Here is a 22928-nt window from a genome sequence, read left to right as displayed (position 1 = left end):
GTGCCTCTTTAAAGAGATGTTTGCTTACCGTTAATATTCAATGAAATATTATATTTATGATCCGCTTGAAATTTGAAATCAGGGCTAATATTAAAATTTCTTGCTTTGCCAGCAAGAATATAACCATTCACCGTATTTACTTTAATGGCATAACTTTTATTTGCTGTTACATCAACAAGTGTTAAATTATTTAAAAGTGCGTGTCGATTGCCAACATTGCTAATCATAAGAGAAGAAGTATTTTGCTCTTGTTGAATTGACCAAGTAAGTTTAGTAATTGCATCTTTATTTACGACAAATAGAGGCAATGACGAACGTAGTAGTACATTAATCCCTTGATCCGCTTTACGGTTATCAATCGGTTTCGGTAGTTCATCAATAATAATACGGTATGTTTGCTCACCAGAAACTGGTGCTGGATTAATTCTAACTACACGTAAGTTATAAGAATCATTAGGTTGTAATTTTAAAAACGGGGGGCTAACCGCGATCTCATCTGTAGGTATTAATTGATCTTGCCCAGCATTTTGTCGCCATTCAAATACACGTACCTGCAAATCAGTGCTTTCATTTGACTGGTTATATAGGCTAATTGAGGACGCCGATTGATCATTTAATATTTCAATACTTACAGGCGAAAGACGAATTGATGCAGCGTTCAGCATACTAGGCAAAAATAACAATAAACTTGTAATAACAAAGATATTTTTTCTCATGATTTGCCCAGAACTACTTTTCTCAAATTAGGCTAGCTCTCTCAATCAAGAGCTAGCAATGACACAATAAAACTTATTAAAAATTAATAAGTCACTGTTACAGTTACAGTGTCCACATAGCTACCTGCGCTTGGCAAAGTTGAGCCAGCAGGGATACGACCATAGACGTTAACTGCTTGTGGCGCACCAGTACCAGTACCGCTATATGCAGTTGTTGCAATACCAATTGCTGTTGCACGGTTAGTGTCAGAGAAAAGGTTGTAAGGAATAAATTCGTTGCTTGTTGCACCACCAATCATACGACGTTGGGTAGTTTGAGCATTTTTGCCGGCATCAAAAGCCAAAGTCCATGGCACAGTGTTGTTACATAAAACTTTGATGGCCGTACCACCTGTCGTTGTAGTATCTGCATCGACGTTGCTAGCAAGAGAACTTAAAGTACCAAAATCTAAAACTGCATTAGCTGTTGTACCTGTAGCTGAAGTATTCAATACACAGCTATTTGTAATTGTTGCTTTAACAGTCAAGGTGCCTGTTGCTGTTGCGGCATTTGTGGCATTGATAGACATTAAACCCATAGCAATTGCTGATAAACAAATGAGAGACTTTTTCATGGTTAAAAACCTTTTTTACATTACGCCAATAAAATTAATAGATGTAAAAACTAGCCTTCCCCAACACAATCACTAGCTTTTCTGATTGTTTTTTCAAAGCATTATTTTTTACTCTACTGACCGCGCATAATACAAAAAAACAACAAAAACACTAACATAAGTTTCATTTTAAATATCAATTAATAGTTCGACTTCTGATGAATTTCTCAATTAGAAAAATTTTTATGGTTTATTACACTTTTTATATGAATTTTCGATACTTTTATTCAGTTTTTATTAGTTTTACTAAAAAAATTATAGCTTTTCATTAGTTAAAATTTACCATCACTTTTAGTAATTTATAATTTTTTAACCTTTGGTCAAAAAAACAAGAACAAAAAGTAAGCTACTGATTGTTCTATATATTTTAAATGAATAAGAAAACAATATTTTATGAATAAGAAATCTAAGTAACTTATAACAGTTCTAGGATTTTTTAAGAATTTTCAGTAATTAAAACAACTTTTCACCTACCAGAAGAAGGTAGCATTAGCTTAACTATTTCTAAAAATTAAATGAAAAAACAGGCCGAGAAATCCACCCACCATAGCAAAACCTAATTGTATATAGGCTTTGCCATACCAAGCCAAGTCCCTAAATTGATAGTCTGCACTGCTAGAGTTGAACACAAACATATTCCTAATATCCCAACTATGAAATCCTTTAGGTCTCTCAGCAAAAAAATCTAGAATAGGCGTAACCCCTAAAACAAATAAAATACCCAGTAAGGGATAAATGATATATCCTGGAAAGATAGGATTATCCTTTCGTTCCATAGAGTCAAAGATGATAGCCGCAGCTACTAACAAACTTTGTATTAGAACGACTTTTTTAAAAGTATCTAAATCAAAACCTAAATAGAACATTAAAGTTAAGAAAAAGACTCCCGTTAGAAGAATAGAGCATATTAATAATTTCCAATTCATTTCAGTCCTTAAATAATTTTTAGAATCTTATATAGTTGTAGTAATGTCTATTAAAAAATATTATTTCAATTTATTTATATTAGCAAATAACAATTAAATAGTACAGTATTAAGTATTCCAAATACATAAAATAGCATTCAAATAATTTTATTATTTTTAAATAAATCTAAATTTACATTTAGTTTATATATAGTTTTTTAGAAATTGATTTAACAAAATATATTTTTCAGTACAACTAAACATTTATAAAATCCATTAATTTTATAATTTATCTTAATGCTAAAATCTTCAGATTAAATATTATTTATAGTCAAAATACTTTCTATTTAAAAATATATTTTTAAATCAAGCGAACCTTTGAATGTACTCTTTCTTGCCCCCTAAAACTAACAATTTCATACTTGTAGTTTTACTTACTTCTTGGCAAGGTATGTGCCAGTAAAACATTAGGAATTTGTTCCAATATGGCGAGTCCAGCACAAATCATTCGACATAAATTTCTCAATACATTCTTTTCACGCCATTCTCTCTGGTTCTTATGTATTTTTACTGCACTCAGCATTACATGGTTTCGCACCGTATATACCCCTCACAGTATCTATTATTTTATTTCAGATACTCTACTTAACGGTTTATGGGTGCTCACGGGTGCACTAAGCTTATTAGGCCTCTATGATGTTTTGCAGAATAAACATTCAATTTTAAGAAACTACCCAATTATGGGGCATTTCCGTTTTTTATTTGAAGATATACGCCCAGAAATTCGCCAATACTTTATTGAAGCGGATCAAGATGCTCTACCTTTTTCGCGTATGCAAAGAAGTCTAGTTTATCAACGCGCTAAAAATGAAAATGCAGATAAACCTTTTGGTTCAATTATTGACGTTTATCAAGAAAACTATCGCTTTATTGTCCACTCAATAAGCCCTTGCCCACCAGCAGATCCAAAGAGTTTCCGTATTCAGGTTGGTAATGCACAATGCCTTCAACCTTATAGCGCGTCAATTATGAACATCTCTGCCATGAGCTTTGGTAGTTTAAGTGCCAATGCGATCCGTGCATTAAATAAAGGAGCGCAGTTAGGTGGGTTTTATCATGATACTGGCGAAGGTAGTTTAAGCCCTTATCATCTAGAAAATGGCGGTGATATTGTTTGGCAAATTGCCAGTGGTTATTTTGGATGCCGTACCGTAGATGGGAAATTTGACGAGCAAAAGTTTGCCAAACAATCCCAATTACCACAGATCAAAATGATTGAACTGAAGCTTTCCCAAGGTGCAAAACCGGGCCATGGCGGTATTTTACCTAAACATAAAATTACCGCAGAAATTGCCGAAATCCGCGGGGTTTCGCGCGATCATGACTGTATTTCTCCTGCAAAGCACTCTAGTTTTTCTACCCCAATTGAAATGATGCATTTCTTACAGAAGTTGCGCACATTATCTGGCGGTAAACCAGTTGGTTTTAAACTGTGTATTGGTCAGCCTTGGCAATTTATGAGTATTGTTAAAGCAATGCTTGAAACAAAAATTGTTCCTGACTTTATTGTGGTTGACGGTTCTGAAGGCGGTACAGGTGCAGCGCCAATTGAGTTTAGCGATAATATTGGTACACCATTACGTGAAGGCTTACGCTTTGTCCATAACACACTTGTCGGTGCAGGGCTAAGAGATCAAGTTAAGATTGGTGCTAGTGGTAAAATCATTAGTGCTTTCGATATTGCCAGTACTTTTGCACTAGGTGCAGATTGGGTTAACTCAGCACGTGGTTTCATGTTTGCTGTTGGGTGTATTCAGGCACAAAGCTGTCACACTAACCAATGCCCTGTAGGTGTTGCAACCCAAGATAAAGACCGCCAAAAAGCAATTGATGTACCAACCAAATCAGAACGGGTATTTAACTTTCATAAAAATACATTGCATGCATTATCAGAAATGATTGCTGCGGCTGGTTTACGCCATCCTTCGGATATTAAAGCCCATCATTTGGCTCAGCGAGTAAACGATCGTGAAATTAAGAACTATGCTCAATTGCATTTTTTCTTAAAAGAAGGTGAACTTTTACAATCTGAACTTAATAATGACGATGATAATTTTTATTATCGGATGTGGAATATGGCTGATGCCAATCATTTCTAATTTATATTAATTTTCTAACTTGAGCATTACATTTATAGTGTGATGCTCTTCCATATTTAAAATTAATATGTAATTTTTGATTAAATTTCACTCTCCTTTTAATTTGTATTTAATCAATTTTTCACCTAATATAAAAGTATAAATAACGTACACATTTTAATTTTATTTAATAAAAACTTTTTAATGCTTATAACAAGAAGGTATCTCATCATGTTGAAAAAAACATTCATCTCTTCTTTTGTTGCACGGGCCGAACTGTGGCCGATCATAAATAAACAGCTGCTCTATTTTTTTCGAGTCTGCCCTATCACCAAATGTGTTTTGGGTCGACTTAAAAAAGATTAATTTTAAAGATGGTAAAACGCGTAGACTTGATTTAGGGCCCGATCAAAGCCATATCTATGCAGGTAATGCTACTTCTTCCTTTAAAATTGCAAAACCATTTGTATTTTTAAGCCCAACTACACGTTAATTTATGTCAAAATTATTGGTCTTAACATAAATAATATTAAACATACTATCTTGGAATTTATATGATGAAGAAATCTCTACTCTTATTGGGTTCTTGTATACTTACAACGGCTTGCAGCACCACACAATTTGGTACAGATAAAGCAACAGCTCCTACTGTAGTAAAGACAGCTGGTCAGCTCAACTGTTTACCAACTGAATTATGTCCTAGCTTGCTCGTTAAATGGAACGATAATCAAAAAGATCAGCTCCGCGTAGATGTTCATTTAAGTAGTAGTTATAACTTTTATGATATTAACGACCTAATATTTGATATTGATGGCAAACGATTTACTTATCAACCCGCTCAAGCAACTGAAAAAACGAATGTAAGTCGATTAGTGCCTAAACATTCAACTACGTTCTTTATTATTCCAAGCCAATTCTTACAAGAGTTTAAAAATGCTCAAAATGTAAACGTTTTAATAAAAACGGATAAAGGAACGATTGAACGCAATATGTATAGTCCACAAAAGCAATCTTCAGTTTATAAAAACTTCATGCAGCTTTACCAAAATTCAAAATAAGGCACATAGATTAAGTCATGCATCTATCCAAAATTATTGGATAGATGCATTATTTTTTAATAATAAAAATGTTTTGGTTTCGCATGTAAAAAGGCTGGAATCAATCCTGTTAAAGCCGCACGTATATCTGCACGTTCATTAATTAATTGATGTGAACCTTCTTCGAGCATTAATAGCGTTTGAAGCCTAAATTTACGACGAATAAATTCAATGTTGTAACGCCAGTCAACAGTCTGATCAAGAGCACCTTGTGCAAGCCAGACAGGGATACGGCAAGCAGGCCGTTCTTCCATTTCTTGCATCCATTTTGACATTGCCAAAATCCAGTCCATCCCCATCATTCGGGGTTGCAATGGATCTTTTAAACGAATAAAACGCAAAAATTCAGGATTATGATTATTACGTCTAAAGTGTCTTGGTACTTGGCGCTTAATACGGCGAATAATGCCCAATCCAACTGGATTATGCCACCATGCTGTTTTTGCAGGGCGAATCAAAGGAGAAAGTAATAAGACTCTATCTACAATCGGATCTTGGCGTTTTTCAGCATATTCCAATAAATGATGCATCCAAATTGCCCCGCCCGTGCTTTGCCCAATTCCAACCCAAGGTTTAGGCAACTGATCTGCATGTTTCACATATTGATAAACAGCCATCAGTACTTGTTGATAGTGGTCAAAATTTTGAATGCTTGCCGGTGAACCATTACTGAGGCCATGACCAGGTAAGTCATAGGTAATAACACTAAAACCTTGTTCAAGAATTTCTCGAATGATGGGCTGATAAATACCGCTATGCTCAAGATAGCCATGTAGTAAACAGACGGTACCTTGTATTTTGTCTATTTTAGGTTTGAAAACCTGCACATGTAAGCGAAATAAAGGCATTTGAACATAACCCTGCCAATGATCACATTCAAGTAAATGCAAACCATACAATTTGCGGTAGGCCAGCAAATCTCGCGATGGTTCCTCTAATGTATTTAAATTGAGTGGGTTTAAAACCTGTGGCGTAAGATCACGGTTGGGAACCGGCAAATCTAATTGTTTTAATACGGCAGGATTGAGAAATGGGATATCTGACATTAAGGTACCTCTCGACAATCACTTGAACCAAACAACATGTCGCGAATTGTCGCAAGTAATTCATAATTCGCACGGCGGCTATGATCGTAATTTTGCACACTTGGTTGCCAGCGTGTAAGTGGTGTTGGCATCGGAGCTACAACAGGAATCGTTTCTATACCATTTAAGGCAAATAGTCGACGTGTACGCGGCATATGATATTCATCAGTAACCAACATAACCGTCGGAGCACCCCCTTTCTTCTGAAGCAACAGAGAGCTAAATCGTGTATTTTCACATGTATTCATACTACGTTTTTCTAATAGTTTTGCTTCCACACCGCGCTCTTTTAACCAAGTTTGCATATAAGGCGCTTCAACACCGCTAAGCACAATAGGAAGATGACTTTGTTTTTCAATTTCTAAAGTTTTTTCCAAGCGTAAGCGCGTGTAGCCATTAACCACAATATCTTTACCATTTTTATCTAAGGTTAATCCACCACCCAATACAACAATTGCATAAGGTTCTGATAACTTTTTAGACTGGACTGGTATTGGGTTTTTACGAACATACTCAATTTTCTGTTCAGGTTCACTGACAGCTTTTTGATGCTCTGGTACTTCAGGCTTTCTTGCCAAGAACTCAGTATATTGCTCTGTAAGTGCTTTATTTTCCGAACTATTAATAAAGAGAGCTTCATCAATAGGAGCACTTGCTTCATCCGCCGCATCAATTTCTGAGTTTCTAACTACTAAAGGAACCGTTACGGAAGCGGCTGCCTCTGAATCTTGTTCCTTTTCTTCTAAAAGAATAATTTGCTGCAAAGCCTTATAGTTTTCTTGAAGATAGGTCAGATCTGTTGTCTTTTTTTCACGTAAAGCTTTTTCAGTCAGCTTTAAATATGCTTGACGAGCAATCCATAGATTTGAGCCTGGTTCTAAATTGTCATGCTCACTTAATGCAGCCTGTCTCTGGCTTTCAGCAGCGACTTGATTAACATCAACCGGTACAAAATAATTAAGTCCAGCTACAATTAATTTTGAATAAAACGGCGAATATAAAAAAACCACGAAACAGCCCAATAGTAAAAATAGCACGGTGACTACTTGTACTAAACGTACCATTAAGTGTACTTGTGGCATAAAACTATTCCGTATGATTTTCAATTAAACCTAAACTGTTATAAAGCACAGGCTCTGGTTCTAACATAATATGGAAACGCTGATCAACATCATGTTGTACAGCCTGATAAGTTTTCTTTACATCAGTAAGAGATGCATTGGCATAATTGACCAAAACCAATGCCTGTTTGTGAAACATACCCACCATATCAAGTTGTTTACCTTTCCAACCCACCTGATCAATTAACCATCCTGCTGCAATTTTAACGTTTCCACTCGCTTGAGGATAATGTGGAATTGTTGAGAATTGTGTGACTAAGCGCTCAAACTCTTGAGGATTAACTATCGGATTTTTAAAGAAACTTCCGACATTTGGATATTCTTTTGGATCAGGGAGTTTACTTTGACGAATATGAATGACTTGATTTTGTAAGTTCTCGGCAGTCTGATTATCTCCAACTGCTTGCTTCAAATCACCATAGTTAAGCTTTAAATGGGGATGTTTAAGCAATTTAAAAGTCACATGCGTAATAATGTAACGGTTCGGATCATCTTTAAAAATGCTATGACGATAGGCGAAATGGCAGTCGGCGGCCAAAATTGTTTGAGTTTGTTTAAGTTTACGGTCATATACTTGTACCGACTCAATAAACTCCCCTACTTCCACTCCATAAGCACCAATATTTTGTACAGGCGAGGCACCGACTAATCCAGGAATAAGTGCGAGATTTTGCAAGCCAAACCAATTTTGCTGAGTACTGTATAAAACGAAATCATGCCAGACTTGGCCTGCACCGACATTAACTCGAACGAAATCATCATCGTTCGATAAAACTTCGATACCTTGAATATCTAGATGAATAACCAACGCATTGATCTGTTGCGGCAGTAGCATATTACTACCGCCCGATAATACAAGTACATTTAAATTATGCTGTTCAGCAAAACCCAGAGCTTCCTCAATATCCTGAATAGTTTGAGCTTTGGTGTAGTAAGACACTGTTGCATCTAAACTCAAAGTATTGAATGGCTTAAGCTGTACATGATTTTGAATTTGCATCGTATTGAAAAACCTATTCTTAAACATTCAATTGTTTTTTTAAAATATTTATCCACGCCAAACTACTGGACTCGCATTGATTGAGTACACGTTCAAAGCCATCAGCACCGCCATAATAAGGGTCAGGCAAGGCTTGTTGCAGATATTGGGGATCATGCTCGCTCATTAACGCTACTTTTGCACGAATTTGATGAGTGCCAAACTGAGAAACCGCACTTTGTAGCATGTCATGAATATCATCAAAGTTTTGATGATCCATTGCCAAAATTAAATCAAACTCTAAAAAGTCTTGAGTTGAAAGCTGTCTTGCTCGTAAAAAAGATAAGTCATAGCCTCTTTTTTTAGCGTGTAGCTGACTGCGCTGATCTGGTGCTTTGTTTGGATGATAATTACTCGTTCCAGCAGAATCGACAAGTATATTGAGTTGATGTGCATCACAATAATGTCTAAAAACCACTTCAGCCGTGGGAGAACGGCAAATATTTCCTAAACAGACACATAACACCTTATATTGTGTTTCCATTAGAAATTACTTCCAAACATTTGAATTACATAGAAATAAATATGGTGCATGCAAAATCCTAACAAAACTATAAATTATTGTCAGAATTGAATTGACCATTGTGACGTGTTGCATTTTGTCAAAACTCACATGGCTTGAAAAGGAAAATAATGTTTATCAATAGATTAAAAGTTGATAAATCAGTCGACAAATGATCTGATCTTCTAATTTTTAAGAAAATAATAAAGCTCTCATCAGAGGGCTTTTACATAAAGGAATAACTTTTTTTATATTATTTTTTCTATTTATTTCACTTTTTATTTAGATGTAAAAAAACCCAATTATTATGGGCTTTTTAGTAAAACTAGGATAAAAATCATTTATTTTTAAAAAGTTTATCCGTCATTTTTCTATCAACTTTACTACGATGTTCATTTTCAAAGTATCGATCAACATGACATAGTTTTGTCTTAGTATCACAGAACACACCATTTGAAAGTGTGAATGCAGAAGTATCAAAATCGCCTTGAGAGAATGCTTTGTTTGCTTTGTTAGTTCCTAAGTATTTGGCTGTAAGTTTTTTAGATACACCTTTCTTGTCAGCGCAGATATATTTGTCACAAATTACACCATTTTTAGGTGAATAGATGCTAGAGCTGGTTTTCGCCATTGCTGCTGAGCTAAGCATTAAACAAGTACATCCAATAAGACTAAGTACAGTTTTAGAAATTTTCACTTTTGAACCGAATAAAATTATAAATTGTTAGGGCATTATATGAATTAGTAGCCTTCAGGAAAATCTACCGAACAGTATAAATAACAAAAAGCCCACTTTTCCATAAACATTTAAATACCTTGCATGATCTCCGGCTACCTTCTCCCTGCTACCATATGAAAGTAGTGCTTATCTCATACAACATTAAACATAATCACTTCAGAACTACTTTATTTTAAAGTGTCTTATGCTAAGTTACTTAAAGATTGAATCCTAAAGAACCCTTCTACAATAATGTTCAAAAATAAGGAAATAACGTATATGAGCCATTTTCAATTTCAAACCGTTCCAAATATCATCTCAGGCTTAGGCTCTATACAAGAATTACAGAATATTTTGTCATCAAAAGCTTACCGTAAGTTATTACTCGTCACCGATGCAGGCATGATCAAAAATCAATTACATCTACCCATCATTCAAATTTTAGATACGCTTAATATTGAACATGTCATTTATGCGGATGTTCAGGCTGACCCACCAGAACAAGTGGTATTAGATGCAGCCAATTATGCAAAACAGCAAAATGTAGACGCCATTATTGGTTTTGGTGGTGGTAGTTCTTTAGATGTTGCAAAAGTAATTGCGTTGCTCGCACACCCCGACCAGACTCAAAGTTTACAAGACATGTATGGCGTAAATCAGGTAACCACCACTCGTCTTCCACTCATTTTAATTCCAACTACAGCTGGTACAGGCTCGGAAGTCACTCCAATTTCAATTGTGACCACGGGCGAGACAACAAAAATGGGGATTGTCTCTCCGGTACTGTATGCAGATACCGCTATTTTAGATGCCACGTTTACACAAAATCTTCCAGCACATATTACTGCCGCAACAGGTATTGATGCGATGGTCCATGCCATTGAGGCATATACCTCTAAGCATAAAAAGAATATTTATACTGATATTTTAGCCAAAAATGCTTTGAAGTTACTGAACCATAACTTACCGAAAGTTCTTAAAAACGGTAATGACCTAGAAGCAAGGCAAAATATGCTGTTCGCCTCGATGCTTGCAGGTCAAGCATTTGCAAATTCACCCGTTGCCGCTGTGCATGCTTTAGCTTACCCACTTGGCGGACATTTCCATTTATCGCATGGGCATACCAATGCCTTAGTGTTGGTTGAAGTATTAAAATTTAATGTACCAAATGCAAAAAAACACTATGCGGAACTGATGCAATGGCTAGATCCATATAGTAATGGCAGCACTGATGGTTTGTGTGATCTGTTTATTGACCATATGCAGAATCATTTAGATCGTAGTGGCTTGGTCTTAAAGCTTAGAGATTTGAATATTGAAGAGTCTAGTCTACCTAAGCTTGCTCAAGATGCCATGCTACAAACTCGCTTGCTACAAAATAACCCTCGTGACATGACAGAAGCTGCTGCTTTGGCAATTTATCAGGCGATTCATTGATGACTAAACCAATTTTAAAAACCCGCGATCAATTTAAGTTCTTTTTAGATATTCAAACTCGATGGGCAGATAACGATATCTATGGTCATGTTAACAATGTAACTTACTATAGTTATTTTGATACGGCAGCAAATGCCTTACTCATTCAAAAAACAGGTTTTGATATTCATCAATCACAATCAATTGGCTTAGTAGTCGATTCAGCTTGTAGTTTTTTCCAAGAATTATCTTTTCCCGAAATTATTCAGGTAGGTGTTGCGATTGGTAAAATCGGTAACACTTCACTGCGCTATGAACTGGCCATCTTTAAACAAGGCCAAGAGCAAGCCTCAGCTCAAGGACATTTTGTGCATGTCTTTGTTGACCGTGAAACCCGAAAAACGGTTCCAATTTCTGAGTCTACTCGTGACGTTTTAGAGAAATTTTTATTATAAAAAATGAGGCAAAAAGAAAATGAGTTGTTCTTTTTGCCTCTTCATTATTTAGACCATTGCTGGATCACTAAATGAGTCCTCACCTGTTTCAACCCGACCAGCAAAGCGTCGGTAATAAGACACATCACTTTGGCATGTGATTTCAAAATCGTACCAATGCCCTACATCAGCCAAAGCCCAGTGTTGTTTAACGACTTGACCCGCTTTTACGGTCAGTTGTAAAGGCGCATCTTGTCGATATGCGCATGGTTTTACCGTTAATATTGCATCCTTAGCCCCGTCATTCATGAGTTCTACATAGACATCACCATTAGCAATGTCATAACACACTCGAATTTCAGGTTTAACGCTACTATCGACGATACGTTGAGTATCTCCTTTAAAATGGCGATGATAACCATTTGGGCCTAACACCCATAAATCATAACGACCTAAGTTATCTTTTAAAGCATCCCATTCATCATCTAAGGTTTTATTCGGCTCTACAATATAACGCTTTGGAATACGGTCTAGATTGAGCTTGTCATACACATGAAAAACCACCGCTTGCTGACCTGTATTAGAGAAAATCAATTGCACCTTTCCATCCGCTTTACAACGTGCACTCGTATGCAACTCATAAGGCAATGCTCGTGACAGACGTATACCACTTTGCTGAATCGGTAATTTGCTATCTGTTGGTACTGGAACAGCAGGTAAAGCTTCTTGATTCTCTCTTAACTCATCTGCCTGTAAACGTGTTTGTTTTCCATTCAGCTGCGGTAGAACATCTGCATTTGGTGTTTTAAAGTTAAATGCACTAGTTAAATCACCACACACCGCACGGCGATATGGACTGATATTTGGCTCTTTTACACCAAATCGTTTTTCTAAAAACATAAGCACGGACGTATGGTCAAAAACTTGCGAGTTGACCCAACCACCACGGCTCCATGGAGAAATCACATATAATGGAACACGAGGCCCTGGCCCATAAACACGCCCATCAGGTGTAGGCTGAGAATGGCTTCTCTCAGGCGCAGCATGATCAAAATATTCATCCTGCATATCGGCACTGCTTAATGTTGATTTCCCTGCGTATTGACCATTTTTAAGTCGAGATGGCGCAGATGGTGATGGTACGTGGTCAAAATAGCCATCATTTTCATCAAAATTGATAATCAGTGCTGTTTTACTCCAAACCTCTGGCACAGCAGTTAATGCATCAATAATTTCTTGAATAAACCATGCCCCCTGAACTGGACTTGAAGGGTCTGGATGTTCACAATAAATTGACGGCGCATTAATCCAAGAGACTTGCGGCAATTTGCCTTCACGAATGTCTCGTTTAAAAGCGTCGAGATATTCTTCAGGTTTATTGCCCGGTAAAGTATTTGCGATGCCCTTATATAATGGATTTTTGGCATTATCAGTCGCAGCTTCATAAGCTTTATACGGTAATTTTTGTCCCGTGTCGGCATATGGTTTGTTCGGTTCACCACCACTTGCAACTGGATAGCCAGATGCGATATTTGCCTTTCTAAATGAGCGGAATGCACCAAGCATATTATCGCCCCATTCATCCGGCATATTTTGATAACAAATCCATTTTACACCTGCTTCTTCCAAACGTTCTGCATACGTCTTCCACGTATAACCACGATCTGCTGTAGCTGGATTACCATCAATCCAGTCCCATTCATTGTTTACAAATGATCGCTTGGTTGGTGTTGCCCCATTTGTGCCTGTTAAGTGAAAAGACCGATTCGCATCTGTTCCGGTGTGCATAGAGCAATGGTAGGCATCACAGATGGTAAAGGCATTTGCAAGCGCAAACTGATATGGAATTTCTTTTTCTTTAAAATATCCCATTGATATATCGGTTTTATGGGCTGGCCAATTCGCCATACGCCCATTATCCCAAGCCAACTGACTGTCATTCCATGTATGAGGCGTACCATCTGCTCGCTGTGCATTATTGGCTGTACCATCTAAATGAAATGGCGTTAAAACTTGCCCATTACTTCTGAGTTGCTCCCATACACGGCGGCCACTTGGTAAAGGAATCGTAAAACGATCAGCAAAACCTCGAACGCCTTTTAATGTTCCAAAATAATGGTCAAAAGATCGGTTTTCCTGCATTAAAATAATAACGTGTTCGACATCTTGAATTGTGCCAGTTTTATTGTTTGCAGGAATTGCCAAAGCTTTTTGAATACTAGATGGGAAAGCCGCCAATGCCGCAGCACCAAAACCCATATTTAAAGAGTAATTTAAAAATTTACGACGTGTAATCATGATCAGGTTCTTTTTATTATTTAAGTTTATGGAGCGCAGCGTATTACAGGCTTTTTACCTGTGTCTGGTGCATTTGAATTATCATTTGATGAGTCGTTACAACCACTCAGCAAAAGTGCGCTGATCAATAAAAAATATGAATATTTAAAAGAAGTTATTCCTGCGTATTGCCTTTTCATGTCTATGTACAATCCATTTAAAATCTAAAATGGCTAACATAGAAAAGTACAATGACAGTGACGTGACCTGAATGTTTCAATCCCGTGAAAAAGCATGGAATTGTATAATTTCCAAGCTCATCACAGGACTAAAAAGTTAAGGCTTTAATTGAATATTTTGTAATTCGCCATCAAAGGTCTCTATGAGGCTTTTAATGACTGGCTGTTGTTGTAATAACTCAGCTGCTCTTTGAAAGGCTTTTTCTTTACGCGCACTTTGAATGATATATGGTGTAGCCGTATTTACAGCACCATATTCAACTGTAAATTGGGTATCAGACCATTGCTCATTTAATGCATCAATAAGACCTTGTTGCAATTGAGTCAACATATTTTCATATTCTTGAGGAATATGGAAAACTGTATTGCCACCAATTTTACCTGTCATCACACCATGCTGAGCAAGCTCTTGAACAGCTGGAGAAAGTTGACTAGTTCTAAACCAATATTCCCATTTTGCTAGTGTCCACTCACCTTCTAAGGTTTGCGTGGTTAGCTTCAAAATGTCTTGAGGCATAAGCTGCACGTTATCAGTTGCACTGACTTCTTTTACAACTTCAACCTTCTCAATCGCCTCTGGGGTTTCCACCAGTAACGGTTGCTCGACAACAGGTTCTAAGGCTAAATCATTAGTAACGGGCATATCTTGGGCAAGTGAAAAATCAGTGCTAGGCGCTTCAAATAAACCTATAGGCTCAGCAGTAAAAGCTGGTTCAGGTTCAATATTTTTGGCTTGGGTTTCAGCCTGAACTTGTACTGACTTTTGTTCTGGTACAGGAATAAAATCTTCCTCTAGAACACTAATTGTTTCTTGAACAACTGCTGACTCAAACCCAATCAGCTCATGATGATTTGGGTCAAATACCATTAAGTCCTGATTAGACTGAGGTTCAGGTTCAGGTTCAGGTTCAGGTTCAGGTTCAGGTTCAGGTTCAGGTTCAGGTTCAGGTTCAGGTTCAGGTTCAGGTTCAGGTTCAGGTTCAACCATAGCGGGTTGGCTAATAACTTCAACTGGCTGCACAGCACTTACAGGAGCAATATCTTGGGCTGTTTGTTGAACTTGGGGATTCAACACAACTTGCTGATTTTGTTGAACAGGCTCTGACACCACAATTTCATTTGGCGCTAAAGGACGGAATGCCAATAAGCGTAAAATGCACATTTCAAAACCTTGTTCTTGCGTCACGGCAAGTTGTAGGTCAGATCGTCCTTTACATGCAATTTGGTAATAAAGCTGTAAATCTTGAGCAGAAATCAGCTTGGACAGTTGCATAATTTTGCGATTGATTTCATCGCTATATTTCAAACTCAAATCAGGCAGATATTGCAAAATTGCCAATTCATGCAATGTCGAAATCAACTGATCAAGTACAAGTGAAACATCAAGCGCTTGATGTCTAAATTGTAATAAAAGCTGACTAACTTTTTCACGTTGGTTCTGATGAATCGCTAAAATCAAATCATAAATAATGGTGCGGTCAATTAGACCGAGCATTTCTTTAACATCTTGATGCTGTACAGCACCCTGACCATAGGCAATTGCCTGATCGGTTAAAGATAATGCATCACGCAATGAACCTTGAGCAGACTCGGCAATTTGCCAAATTGCATCTTGGTCAGAAACAATCTGTTCTTTTTCAAGAATAGTGCCAAGATGCTTTGTAATTTCATCGACAGCTAAAGGGCGCAATGTAAATTGCAAACAACGTGAAATGACCGTAATCGGCAGCTTTTGTGGATCAGTCGTTGCAAATAAAAATTTAACGTGTTCTGGTGGTTCTTCTAATGTTTTTAATAACGCATTAAAGGAATGCGTAGATAACATATGTACTTCGTCAATCAGGTAAACTTTAAAACGACCTTGCGTTGGCGCATATGGAACGTTGTCTAAAAGTTCACGCGTATCCTCTACTTTTGTTCTTGAAGCAGCATCAATTTCAATCAGGTCAATAAAACGGCCTTCGTTTACCGCTTTACAAGTTGCACAGACTTCACATGGTGTAGAGGTCACACCTGTTTCACAGTTTAAACACTTGGCTAAAATACGTGCAATTGTGGTCTTCCCCACACCACGCGTTCCTGTAAATAAATAAGCATGGTGTAGACGACCGCGCTCCAATGCACTGCTTAATGCACGAGAAACATGGTTTTGCCCCACTAACTCATTGAAATTACGTGGACGGTATTTTCTAGCAAGTACTTGATACATGTATGCTCCTTGTTACAGGCATAAGCATACTTTGTTTTTAAAAGAGAGTGAACGCATAAAGCTCATATCCGTACAGATAAACTGCGAACTATACTCTTTTCTCATCTGAACCATTTATTTGACTAAGGGTGATCATGATGTAACTCCTGATCAGTGACTCCGTCATCCATCGTTTGTACCAACCCAACCCCATCTTTAATTTCAGCCGCATAATTTCCTTTCTCGGTAAAAATTTGCATGATCGTATAGTGGTCTTTTTGACTTTGGGTGATGGTAAAGAAATTCTGATTTGGATCTCCCTGATCAAATTTTCCAGTCCACCGAACAATATCTTGATCAACAGGTTCAATCTCTACAATTTTTCCTGTGCGGTTAATGCCGTATTCCAACATTTGAAACTTGACCGTATCCCCCACTTTTTTGAGCTCAATCACGTTTGGATCATACTTAATCACCATGCCTTGTCCATTTTTAATCAATGGAAAATTAACATTAGAAGGTAGCTGATCCTTTTCTATCTCATTAAAAACAATTTGTTGTTTAGATAACCTTTCTTTCTCTGACGGACTCAGATTCATTGTATTTTGACGAGCAAAACCATTCTGACTTTCAACTCGCTTTAAGCCAACTTCACTTTTCAGGCTATCTGCAGATGACGTTAAAGCAGAAGAACTCTGCTGTGAAAATGCGAGCCAGATGAGAACTGCTAGCGCTAAACAAGCGATAGCAGTTCCTATTAAAAATTTATTTTTTTTCATTATTTACAGCTAAAAATAGAGATTAGTTATATAGAGAAATTTTCTGTGCATTTAGGTTAATGACACTCACCGCATCAATTTTTCCTTCTACGCCCAAACGGACACCATATTTAGGGTTATATAGATACGGGCTAGAGTAAAAATTAATATTATTACCTCCCATCGCAGTACTTCCTAAAGGATGGGCAAACCCTGAACCAATATTGGTTGAACCATTATGGTATAGACCAAGATTATGCCCCACCTCATGGCGCATAGCTGCAAAAGAACAACCTGCAATATCATTTGCACCAATCATGTTATATGAAGATGCATTAATCCATGCCCAGCCACAACCGCCATCGCCTGGTTCATTGCCTTGATAATAGACGCCATCAGCCAATACGCGTTTACGCTCATTTTGTACGGTCGTGTCATCACGTCCAAAAGAAATCGCTTCTTTTAAAGTTGCAGCAGGGATTTTATAAGTTAAATAGCCCACATCTCTTAAGTAAAAACGAGCATTTGAATTTTCAGCAGTTAAATTTGTTAGATTTACGCCTTCAATCATTCTAAGTTTTGCAGCGCTCTCTCCTAAAATTGAATTTACTTCTGGACTAGAAACCAACAACATATCAATTGTATAACTATCTACTGTCCAACCTTGAGCGGTGTAAATAAAACGGCGGTTTTCACCATTTTTAATTGCTGTAGACAAACCATTAGCCGCATTAATATAGGTATCAGCCGATGCATTTGACGCAATAACCACCTTATCCCCGACTTGAGCTTTAACTGGTAATTGCAAGGTTGGCTGCCAATTTGAGGTAGAAAGATTTACCTTTAAAGCGGGTTGAGTCATATTCGGTAAAATTGCAGGAATTGTTGCCGATGAATCAATCACCTTCGTTGGTGAAGAGATCAGCTGCCAATATCCTTTATCACTGACATACATAAACTCATATTGATCGCCTGTTTTTAGCGTTAAAGTCGCTTGGCTATTAATATTGGTATTATTAATTTTTGCAGACCAAGTCGCGGTAGATTTAATAACAATTCTATCCCGATCATTTGCAGTCGCAGGAAGAGTAAAATTGGATACCCAGTTCCCATCCCCAAATGAAACTTCTGTAAGTGGACTATTTACAACTGCTAAAGATGTTCCAATTTGCTGAACATTTAACTTCTGCGATTTAATATATTCTGGCACCCATTTCCCTAAAGCCGAAAAATATTTAAACCAATATTCAGACCCATTTTTTAATAAAAAACTGCTTGGAAATAGCAAATTTGCTTTATCTATATTGGAATCAGCACTGGCTGTAGAGACAATTTGTACAGTCGTACCATCGCGTACGTCACTTGGTAATGCAATGGTTTGTGCCCATTTGTCATTTTGAATGAGTACTTTTTGTATGGATGCAGTTGTTAACGGTACAACCTCATAGTTAACACCATTCGTAGGGCTTACTGTTGCTAACTGAGCAATCCATTTATTTTGAGTGGTATTAAAGACGAATTGGTAAACATCCCCGCTATTTATCTTCAACACTTCTAACGGAATATTCGTATTAGAAGTATCTAAATAACTACTATAAGCCGCACTAGAGCGAATCGTAATTTTATCTAGATTATTAGCACTTGCTGGTAAAGAGAGATTTTTGACCCAATTCCCATTTGCTAAAGAAAATTCTAAATCTGAATAACCAGACGGAATTGATCCACTATTATTATTCTGATTGGGTGAAAGTACAGTTGCGGCATATACAAGTGAAGATGCAACAATTGCTCCGATAATGAGTGATGTTTTTAATTTTAAATTCACAGCAGCCTCTTTTATTTGTTTTTAGATTTTTCGAGTAGCAGATTAACAAACCATTTTTTTATAGTCAATTTTCGATCAATTAATTTTTTATTAAATTTCAATTACATGATCACTGAATCATTTTGAAATAAAAATATGAAACTTATTAAATAATAATTTTTTTATGAGAATTACATAACTAAAAATATTCTGAGATGAGGAAAGTTCTATCAATTTATGTGTATTTAAAAATTATATTTATAACAAGAAAAAGAGAGAAATTTTTCTCTCTTTTTCCACGACTGTTAAGCTTGTTTAGATCATTAATTCACTTTCTTTGGAAAACTAAACCAGACAAATATTGTTAAAAAGAAGAAACAAATGGCTGAGATTGTAAGTACCCAACTATGTGCATAGCTAAAAGCTTGCTGCGCAACTGCAATTAATTGTCCTCCCAAAGGACTTTCAAGGTTAGAAGCCAACTGCATGGTTTCACCAATCGAAATACTCGCTTTTTCAATTAAGTTCGTCGGAAGCTCTTCTGGCAAAATAATTGAGCGACTATAAAACCAAGACAACATTAGACCAAAAATAGCGACACCTAAACCAGCACCGAGCTCATAGGCCATACCTTCAATCGCACCTGCTGCACTTGCTTTGTTTGGTGGTACAGAAGACATAATCGCAGCAGTCGAAGCTAGTAAGGCAATCTCAATGCTAAAACCTAAAAAGACCATACACGTCCATGCTAAAAAATGATCGGTCGAAAAGTTAAGCTGGGCAAGTCCCCATAGACTAAAGCCACTTATTAAAATCCCAACAGTAGATACAAGTCTAAGTCCCCATTTATTTAAACAGATTCCTGCTAATGGACCACCTAAACTAATTGCAATCATGAATGGAATAATAAACATCGCTGCTTGTAATGGAGAAAAACCATGCACAAACTGCAATTCTTGAGACAAGAGTAATTCAAAACCAACCAAAGCAATCATGGAAACGATAGCCATGACAATGCTGGTAGAAATGACTGGATGTTTAAATAACTCCAAATCAATCATTGGAGTCGTACTTCTTTTTTGGCTACGAATAAAGTGAATTAAAGCACTTACCCCAACCACAAACATCACGACTGTGAGTACTGAGAAGTTGTACATGGCCGATTTGATCGAATAGATCAGACTTAAAATCGCTACAACCAACACTAAAGCTTGGCCTAAATTAATTGGCTGGTCGGTTTTCTCTTCCTGCTTAGGAATGATCATGACAATCATGACCAGAACAACCAAAATAATTGGGATATTGATGAGGAATACTGCTCCCCAATGGAAATGCTCTAGTAAAAAACCGCCAACTAATGGACCAAAAGCGGCACCACCGCCCCCTACTGTAGACCAAAGGCCAAGTGCAAAATTCCTTTGCTTTTCTTCGGTAAAAGCATTTCGAATTCCCGATAAAGTTGCAGGAATAAGCATGGCTGCCCCTAGCCCTAAAAGAGCACGGGAAGCAATTAAAGCATAGGCTGTTGGTGAAAAAGCAGCTGCCAGTGAACCGACTCCAAAAATTGCAGTTCCAATAAATAATAATTTTTTAAAGCCAATACGGTCACCGAGTGCACCCATCGGCAAAATCAAACCCGCCATAATCAGTGAATAAATATCAATGATCCATAAAAGCTGATTGGCAGTTAAATTCAATGCTGCACTTAAAGATGGTGTTGCAACATGCATAACTGTTGCATCAATTGTAACCGGCAAATAAATAAGGACGATGATTGTCAGAATTAACCATTTCTTTTGCATAACGCTCTTCGATATCCAAAACTTGGACATGTGTTCAAATTACGGTTATTATATACACAACTGGACACTTGTCCAACTTTAAATTTTAATGTAGTTTGTGTCGAATTCAGTCAGGTGAAATAAACATGGCCTATCTTAATCGTGATCAACGCAGAGAAATGATTCTGCAAGCTGCCATGCAAGTTGCTTTGGCTGAAGGTTTTACGGCCATGACGGTACGTAGAATCGCAAGTGAAGCCCAAACCTCGACTGGCCAAGTTCATCATCACTTTTCGTCGGCATCTCATTTAAAAGCTGAAGCTTTTTTAAAGCTTATGGAACAGCTGGATGAAATTGAACAAGCTCTACAAACAACTAGCCAATTTCAAAGGCTCTTTATCTTATTAGGTGCGGAAAACATAGACAGACTTCAACCTTACTTACGATTATGGAATGAAGCTGAACTCTTGATTGAACAAGATATAGAAATACGAAAAGCTTATAACTTGGCCATGCAAAGCTGGCATCAAACGATTGTTCAAGCGATTGAAAGTGGCAAAAAAGACGGTGAGTTTAAAACTCTATCTAACTCAACAGACATTGCTTGGCGTTTGATTGCTTTTGTATGCGGTCTAGAAGGCATTTATAAACTTGGATTACAAGGACTGGCTGAAGAAGATTTTAAACGCCATACAGAAGTGATTATTCGCTTAGAATTATTATAAATGCAGAGCTGGCATTTATTCAAATACCAGCATTTTTGAAAGTACAGAATTTAGAACCAGCCTTTTCGGCCTTTTAAAATTTGGTCGGTACAACGTAAGGCTTCTTGAGTAAGCCCCCACAAACGATAGTCACCCGTGATTGAACCAATCTGAAAGTTATGTGTATAAGCAAAGCTAAGATCACGTTCAGGATCACACCATGCACCTGAACCATTGTAGCCAATATGCCCAAAACCATTTTTAGCACGCTTACCCATGGTAATAATACGGTGATAACCTAAACGCCAATTCATTGGAATTGGCATAACACGATCACGTGCATAACTTTGAATCGTACTCAATTCTTTAAATACTTCTGGGCGAATCAGTTGCTGTCCATCCCATTCACCGTGATTTGCCAGCATCGCATAAATTTTGGCAAGGCTACTTGCAGTAAATGTCCCATTTGCTGCCGGAATAACGGCTTGTAATCCTTCATCACTAAAGAAACTAAAATGCTTCATTCCTTTTGGAATCATGGCATCCTGAAAATCTTGTGGGTCTTGCCCCGTCCACGTAATCATTTTTTCAGAGAGTGAACTTTTGCGCGGCTGCGGCTTTTTAGGTTTTTCAACTTGAGTAGATGCAGGTTTAGTTTCTGGTTTCGGTTGAATAATTAAACGTGCTACTCGATCCAACTCGCTTGCAGGCGCTCCAAAATAAGCGCCATCTAACTGCAACGGTTCAACAAGATATTTTTGCATGAGCTGATCTAAAGATTGACCAGTTGCTTTTTCAAGTACACCACCCACAAGCCAACCAAATGTTAATGCCTGATAAGCATTACCCTCTCCTGCAACGAATCTTGGTTTAACAGCCGCGACCACATCTAACATGTGTGACCAGTCGAGCATTTCTCTCGCACTTTCGATAGTATTTCGAATATCAAACATGCCGCTTTGATGGCTTAGCACATGACGCAATGTCATTTGCTCTTTACCATTTTGAGCAAACTCAGGCCAATAAGTCGAAATCGGTTTGTCGTATTCTAAAAAACCCTCACTTACTAAAATGTGAGCTAAAGTCGCAAGTATACCTTTACCTGTAGAGTAGCAAACTGCCAAGGTATCTGGTTGCCAAGCTTCAGTTTGTGATTTTAGACCGGTGTAGATATCGACAACTTTCTGACCTCTAAAATAAACCGCTAATGCAGCTCCACCTTGTCCCGTTCTGGCATCTTGAAGACGGCTAAACTGGTGAGCTAAATCAATAAAACGTTCATCTAAAATACCGTGATAGTTTTGGGTATCGGCCAGTAAAATCTCTTTAATCACATGAAGTTCCTTGCATTTT

At 37.3% G+C, this 22928-nt stretch carries 19 protein-coding genes and 1 pseudogene; 6 read left to right on the top strand and 14 right to left on the bottom strand.

From position 1 onward, the window contains the following. Positions 1 to 8: 8 nt before the first annotated feature. The 3 genes from F936_RS08135 to F936_RS08125 all read right to left on the bottom strand — a co-directional run bounded on the left by F936_RS08135 (position 9) and on the right by F936_RS08125 (position 2295). Positions 9 to 716: a fimbrial biogenesis chaperone gene (locus F936_RS08135; RefSeq protein ID WP_005046540.1), complete on the bottom strand. Its 708-nt coding sequence runs from the start codon at positions 714 to 716 to the stop codon at positions 9 to 11. 83 nt (positions 717 to 799) lie between these two features. Beyond that, positions 800 to 1330, bottom strand: coding sequence for a Csu type fimbrial protein (locus F936_RS08130; RefSeq protein ID WP_005046537.1), 531 nt, complete (start codon positions 1328 to 1330; stop codon positions 800 to 802). Positions 1331 to 1863: 533 nt separating this feature from the next. Beyond that, entirely contained in the window at positions 1864 to 2295 is a 432-nt protein-coding gene (locus F936_RS08125; protein ID WP_005046534.1) for a hypothetical protein, read from the bottom strand. A 464-nt stretch (positions 2296 to 2759) separates the two neighbouring features. Between F936_RS08125 and F936_RS08120 the strand changes: the two genes are divergently transcribed. The 3 genes and pseudogenes from F936_RS08120 (at position 2760) to F936_RS08115 (ending at position 5470) form a co-directional block, all read left to right on the top strand. Then, on the top strand, positions 2760 to 4433 hold the full coding sequence (locus F936_RS08120) for an FMN-binding glutamate synthase family protein (protein ID WP_003652279.1): 1674 nt from the start codon (positions 2760 to 2762) through the stop codon (positions 4431 to 4433). Between the two features lie 270 nt (positions 4434 to 4703). Beyond that, positions 4704 to 4905: pseudogene (locus tag F936_RS19510) on the top strand (hypothetical protein); the annotation flags it as partial. Between the two features lie 61 nt (positions 4906 to 4966). Then, positions 4967 to 5470 carry a hypothetical protein gene (locus tag F936_RS08115; protein WP_005046531.1) on the top strand — a complete coding sequence of 168 codons (504 nt, stop codon included), beginning with the start codon at positions 4967 to 4969 and terminating at the stop codon, positions 5468 to 5470. Positions 5471 to 5526: 56 nt separating this feature from the next. Here F936_RS08115 and F936_RS08110 read toward each other — a convergent pair whose 3' ends face one another. From F936_RS08110 to F936_RS08090, 5 genes are all read right to left on the bottom strand, one after another. Continuing rightward, positions 5527 to 6555 carry an alpha/beta hydrolase gene (locus F936_RS08110; protein WP_005046530.1) on the bottom strand — a complete coding sequence of 343 codons (1029 nt, stop codon included), beginning with the start codon at positions 6553 to 6555 and terminating at the stop codon, positions 5527 to 5529. Then, the gene (locus F936_RS08105; protein ID WP_003652286.1) at positions 6555 to 7676 is read right to left on the bottom strand and encodes a YdcF family protein; all 1122 of its coding nucleotides are present in this window, start codon (positions 7674 to 7676) and stop codon (positions 6555 to 6557) included. The genes F936_RS08110 and F936_RS08105 overlap by 1 nt, the downstream gene beginning before the upstream one ends. 4 nt (positions 7677 to 7680) lie before the next feature. Continuing rightward, complete coding sequence (gene murB, locus F936_RS08100) at positions 7681 to 8715, bottom strand: UDP-N-acetylmuramate dehydrogenase (RefSeq protein WP_005046528.1); 1035 nt, start codon at positions 8713 to 8715, stop codon at positions 7681 to 7683. A 19-nt stretch (positions 8716 to 8734) separates the two neighbouring features. Beyond that, positions 8735 to 9238: a low molecular weight protein-tyrosine-phosphatase gene (locus tag F936_RS08095; protein WP_005046526.1), complete on the bottom strand. Its 504-nt coding sequence runs from the start codon at positions 9236 to 9238 to the stop codon at positions 8735 to 8737. Between the two features lie 355 nt (positions 9239 to 9593). Beyond that, positions 9594 to 9905 carry a YcgJ family protein gene (locus tag F936_RS08090; RefSeq protein ID WP_005046525.1) on the bottom strand — a complete coding sequence of 104 codons (312 nt, stop codon included), beginning with the start codon at positions 9903 to 9905 and terminating at the stop codon, positions 9594 to 9596. Positions 9906 to 10253: 348 nt separating this feature from the next. On the opposite strand from F936_RS08090, the gene F936_RS08085 reads away from it, so the two are divergent. Further along, on the top strand, positions 10254 to 11411 hold the full coding sequence (locus F936_RS08085) for an iron-containing alcohol dehydrogenase (protein ID WP_005046524.1): 1158 nt from the start codon (positions 10254 to 10256) through the stop codon (positions 11409 to 11411). Further along, complete coding sequence (locus F936_RS08080) at positions 11411 to 11845, top strand: acyl-CoA thioesterase (protein WP_005046522.1); 435 nt, start codon at positions 11411 to 11413, stop codon at positions 11843 to 11845. The genes F936_RS08085 and F936_RS08080 overlap by 1 nt, the downstream gene beginning before the upstream one ends. 48 nt (positions 11846 to 11893) lie before the next feature. Here F936_RS08080 and F936_RS08075 read toward each other — a convergent pair whose 3' ends face one another. The 5 genes from F936_RS08075 to amvA form a co-directional block, all read right to left on the bottom strand. After that, positions 11894 to 14122: a phosphocholine-specific phospholipase C gene (locus F936_RS08075; protein WP_005046519.1), complete on the bottom strand. Its 2229-nt coding sequence runs from the start codon at positions 14120 to 14122 to the stop codon at positions 11894 to 11896. A 315-nt stretch (positions 14123 to 14437) separates the two neighbouring features. Beyond that, a complete protein-coding gene (locus tag F936_RS08070) occupies positions 14438 to 16549 on the bottom strand; it encodes a DNA polymerase III subunit gamma/tau (RefSeq protein WP_005046517.1) in 2112 nt (703 codons plus the stop codon). 122 nt (positions 16550 to 16671) lie between these two features. Continuing rightward, on the bottom strand, positions 16672 to 17307 hold the full coding sequence (cpaB, locus tag F936_RS08065) for a metalloprotease secretion chaperone CpaB (protein ID WP_005046516.1): 636 nt from the start codon (positions 17305 to 17307) through the stop codon (positions 16672 to 16674). 22 nt (positions 17308 to 17329) lie between these two features. Beyond that, positions 17330 to 19111, bottom strand: coding sequence for a metalloendopeptidase CpaA (cpaA, locus tag F936_RS08060; protein ID WP_005046515.1), 1782 nt, complete (start codon positions 19109 to 19111; stop codon positions 17330 to 17332). Positions 19112 to 19413: 302 nt separating this feature from the next. Further along, a complete protein-coding gene (gene amvA / locus F936_RS08055; protein ID WP_005046513.1) occupies positions 19414 to 20892 on the bottom strand; it encodes a multidrug efflux MFS transporter AmvA in 1479 nt (492 codons plus the stop codon). Between the two features lie 125 nt (positions 20893 to 21017). Here amvA and F936_RS08050 point away from each other — a divergent pair, with 125 nt between their 5' ends. Next, entirely contained in the window at positions 21018 to 21596 is a 579-nt protein-coding gene (locus F936_RS08050; protein WP_005046510.1) for a TetR family transcriptional regulator, read from the top strand. A gap of 50 nt (positions 21597 to 21646) precedes the next feature. On the opposite strand, the gene F936_RS08045 is transcribed toward F936_RS08050, so the two are convergent. Then, a complete protein-coding gene (locus F936_RS08045; RefSeq protein WP_005046508.1) occupies positions 21647 to 22909 on the bottom strand; it encodes a serine hydrolase domain-containing protein in 1263 nt (420 codons plus the stop codon). Between the last annotated feature and the right edge of the window lie 19 nt (positions 22910 to 22928).

This window comes from Acinetobacter calcoaceticus DSM 30006 = CIP 81.8 (genome assembly GCF_000368965.1).
Taxonomy (GTDB): Bacteria; Pseudomonadota; Gammaproteobacteria; order Pseudomonadales; family Moraxellaceae; genus Acinetobacter; species Acinetobacter calcoaceticus.
Note: the sequence above shows the minus strand (reverse complement) of the source record. Positions and strands in the feature narration are given on the sequence as shown.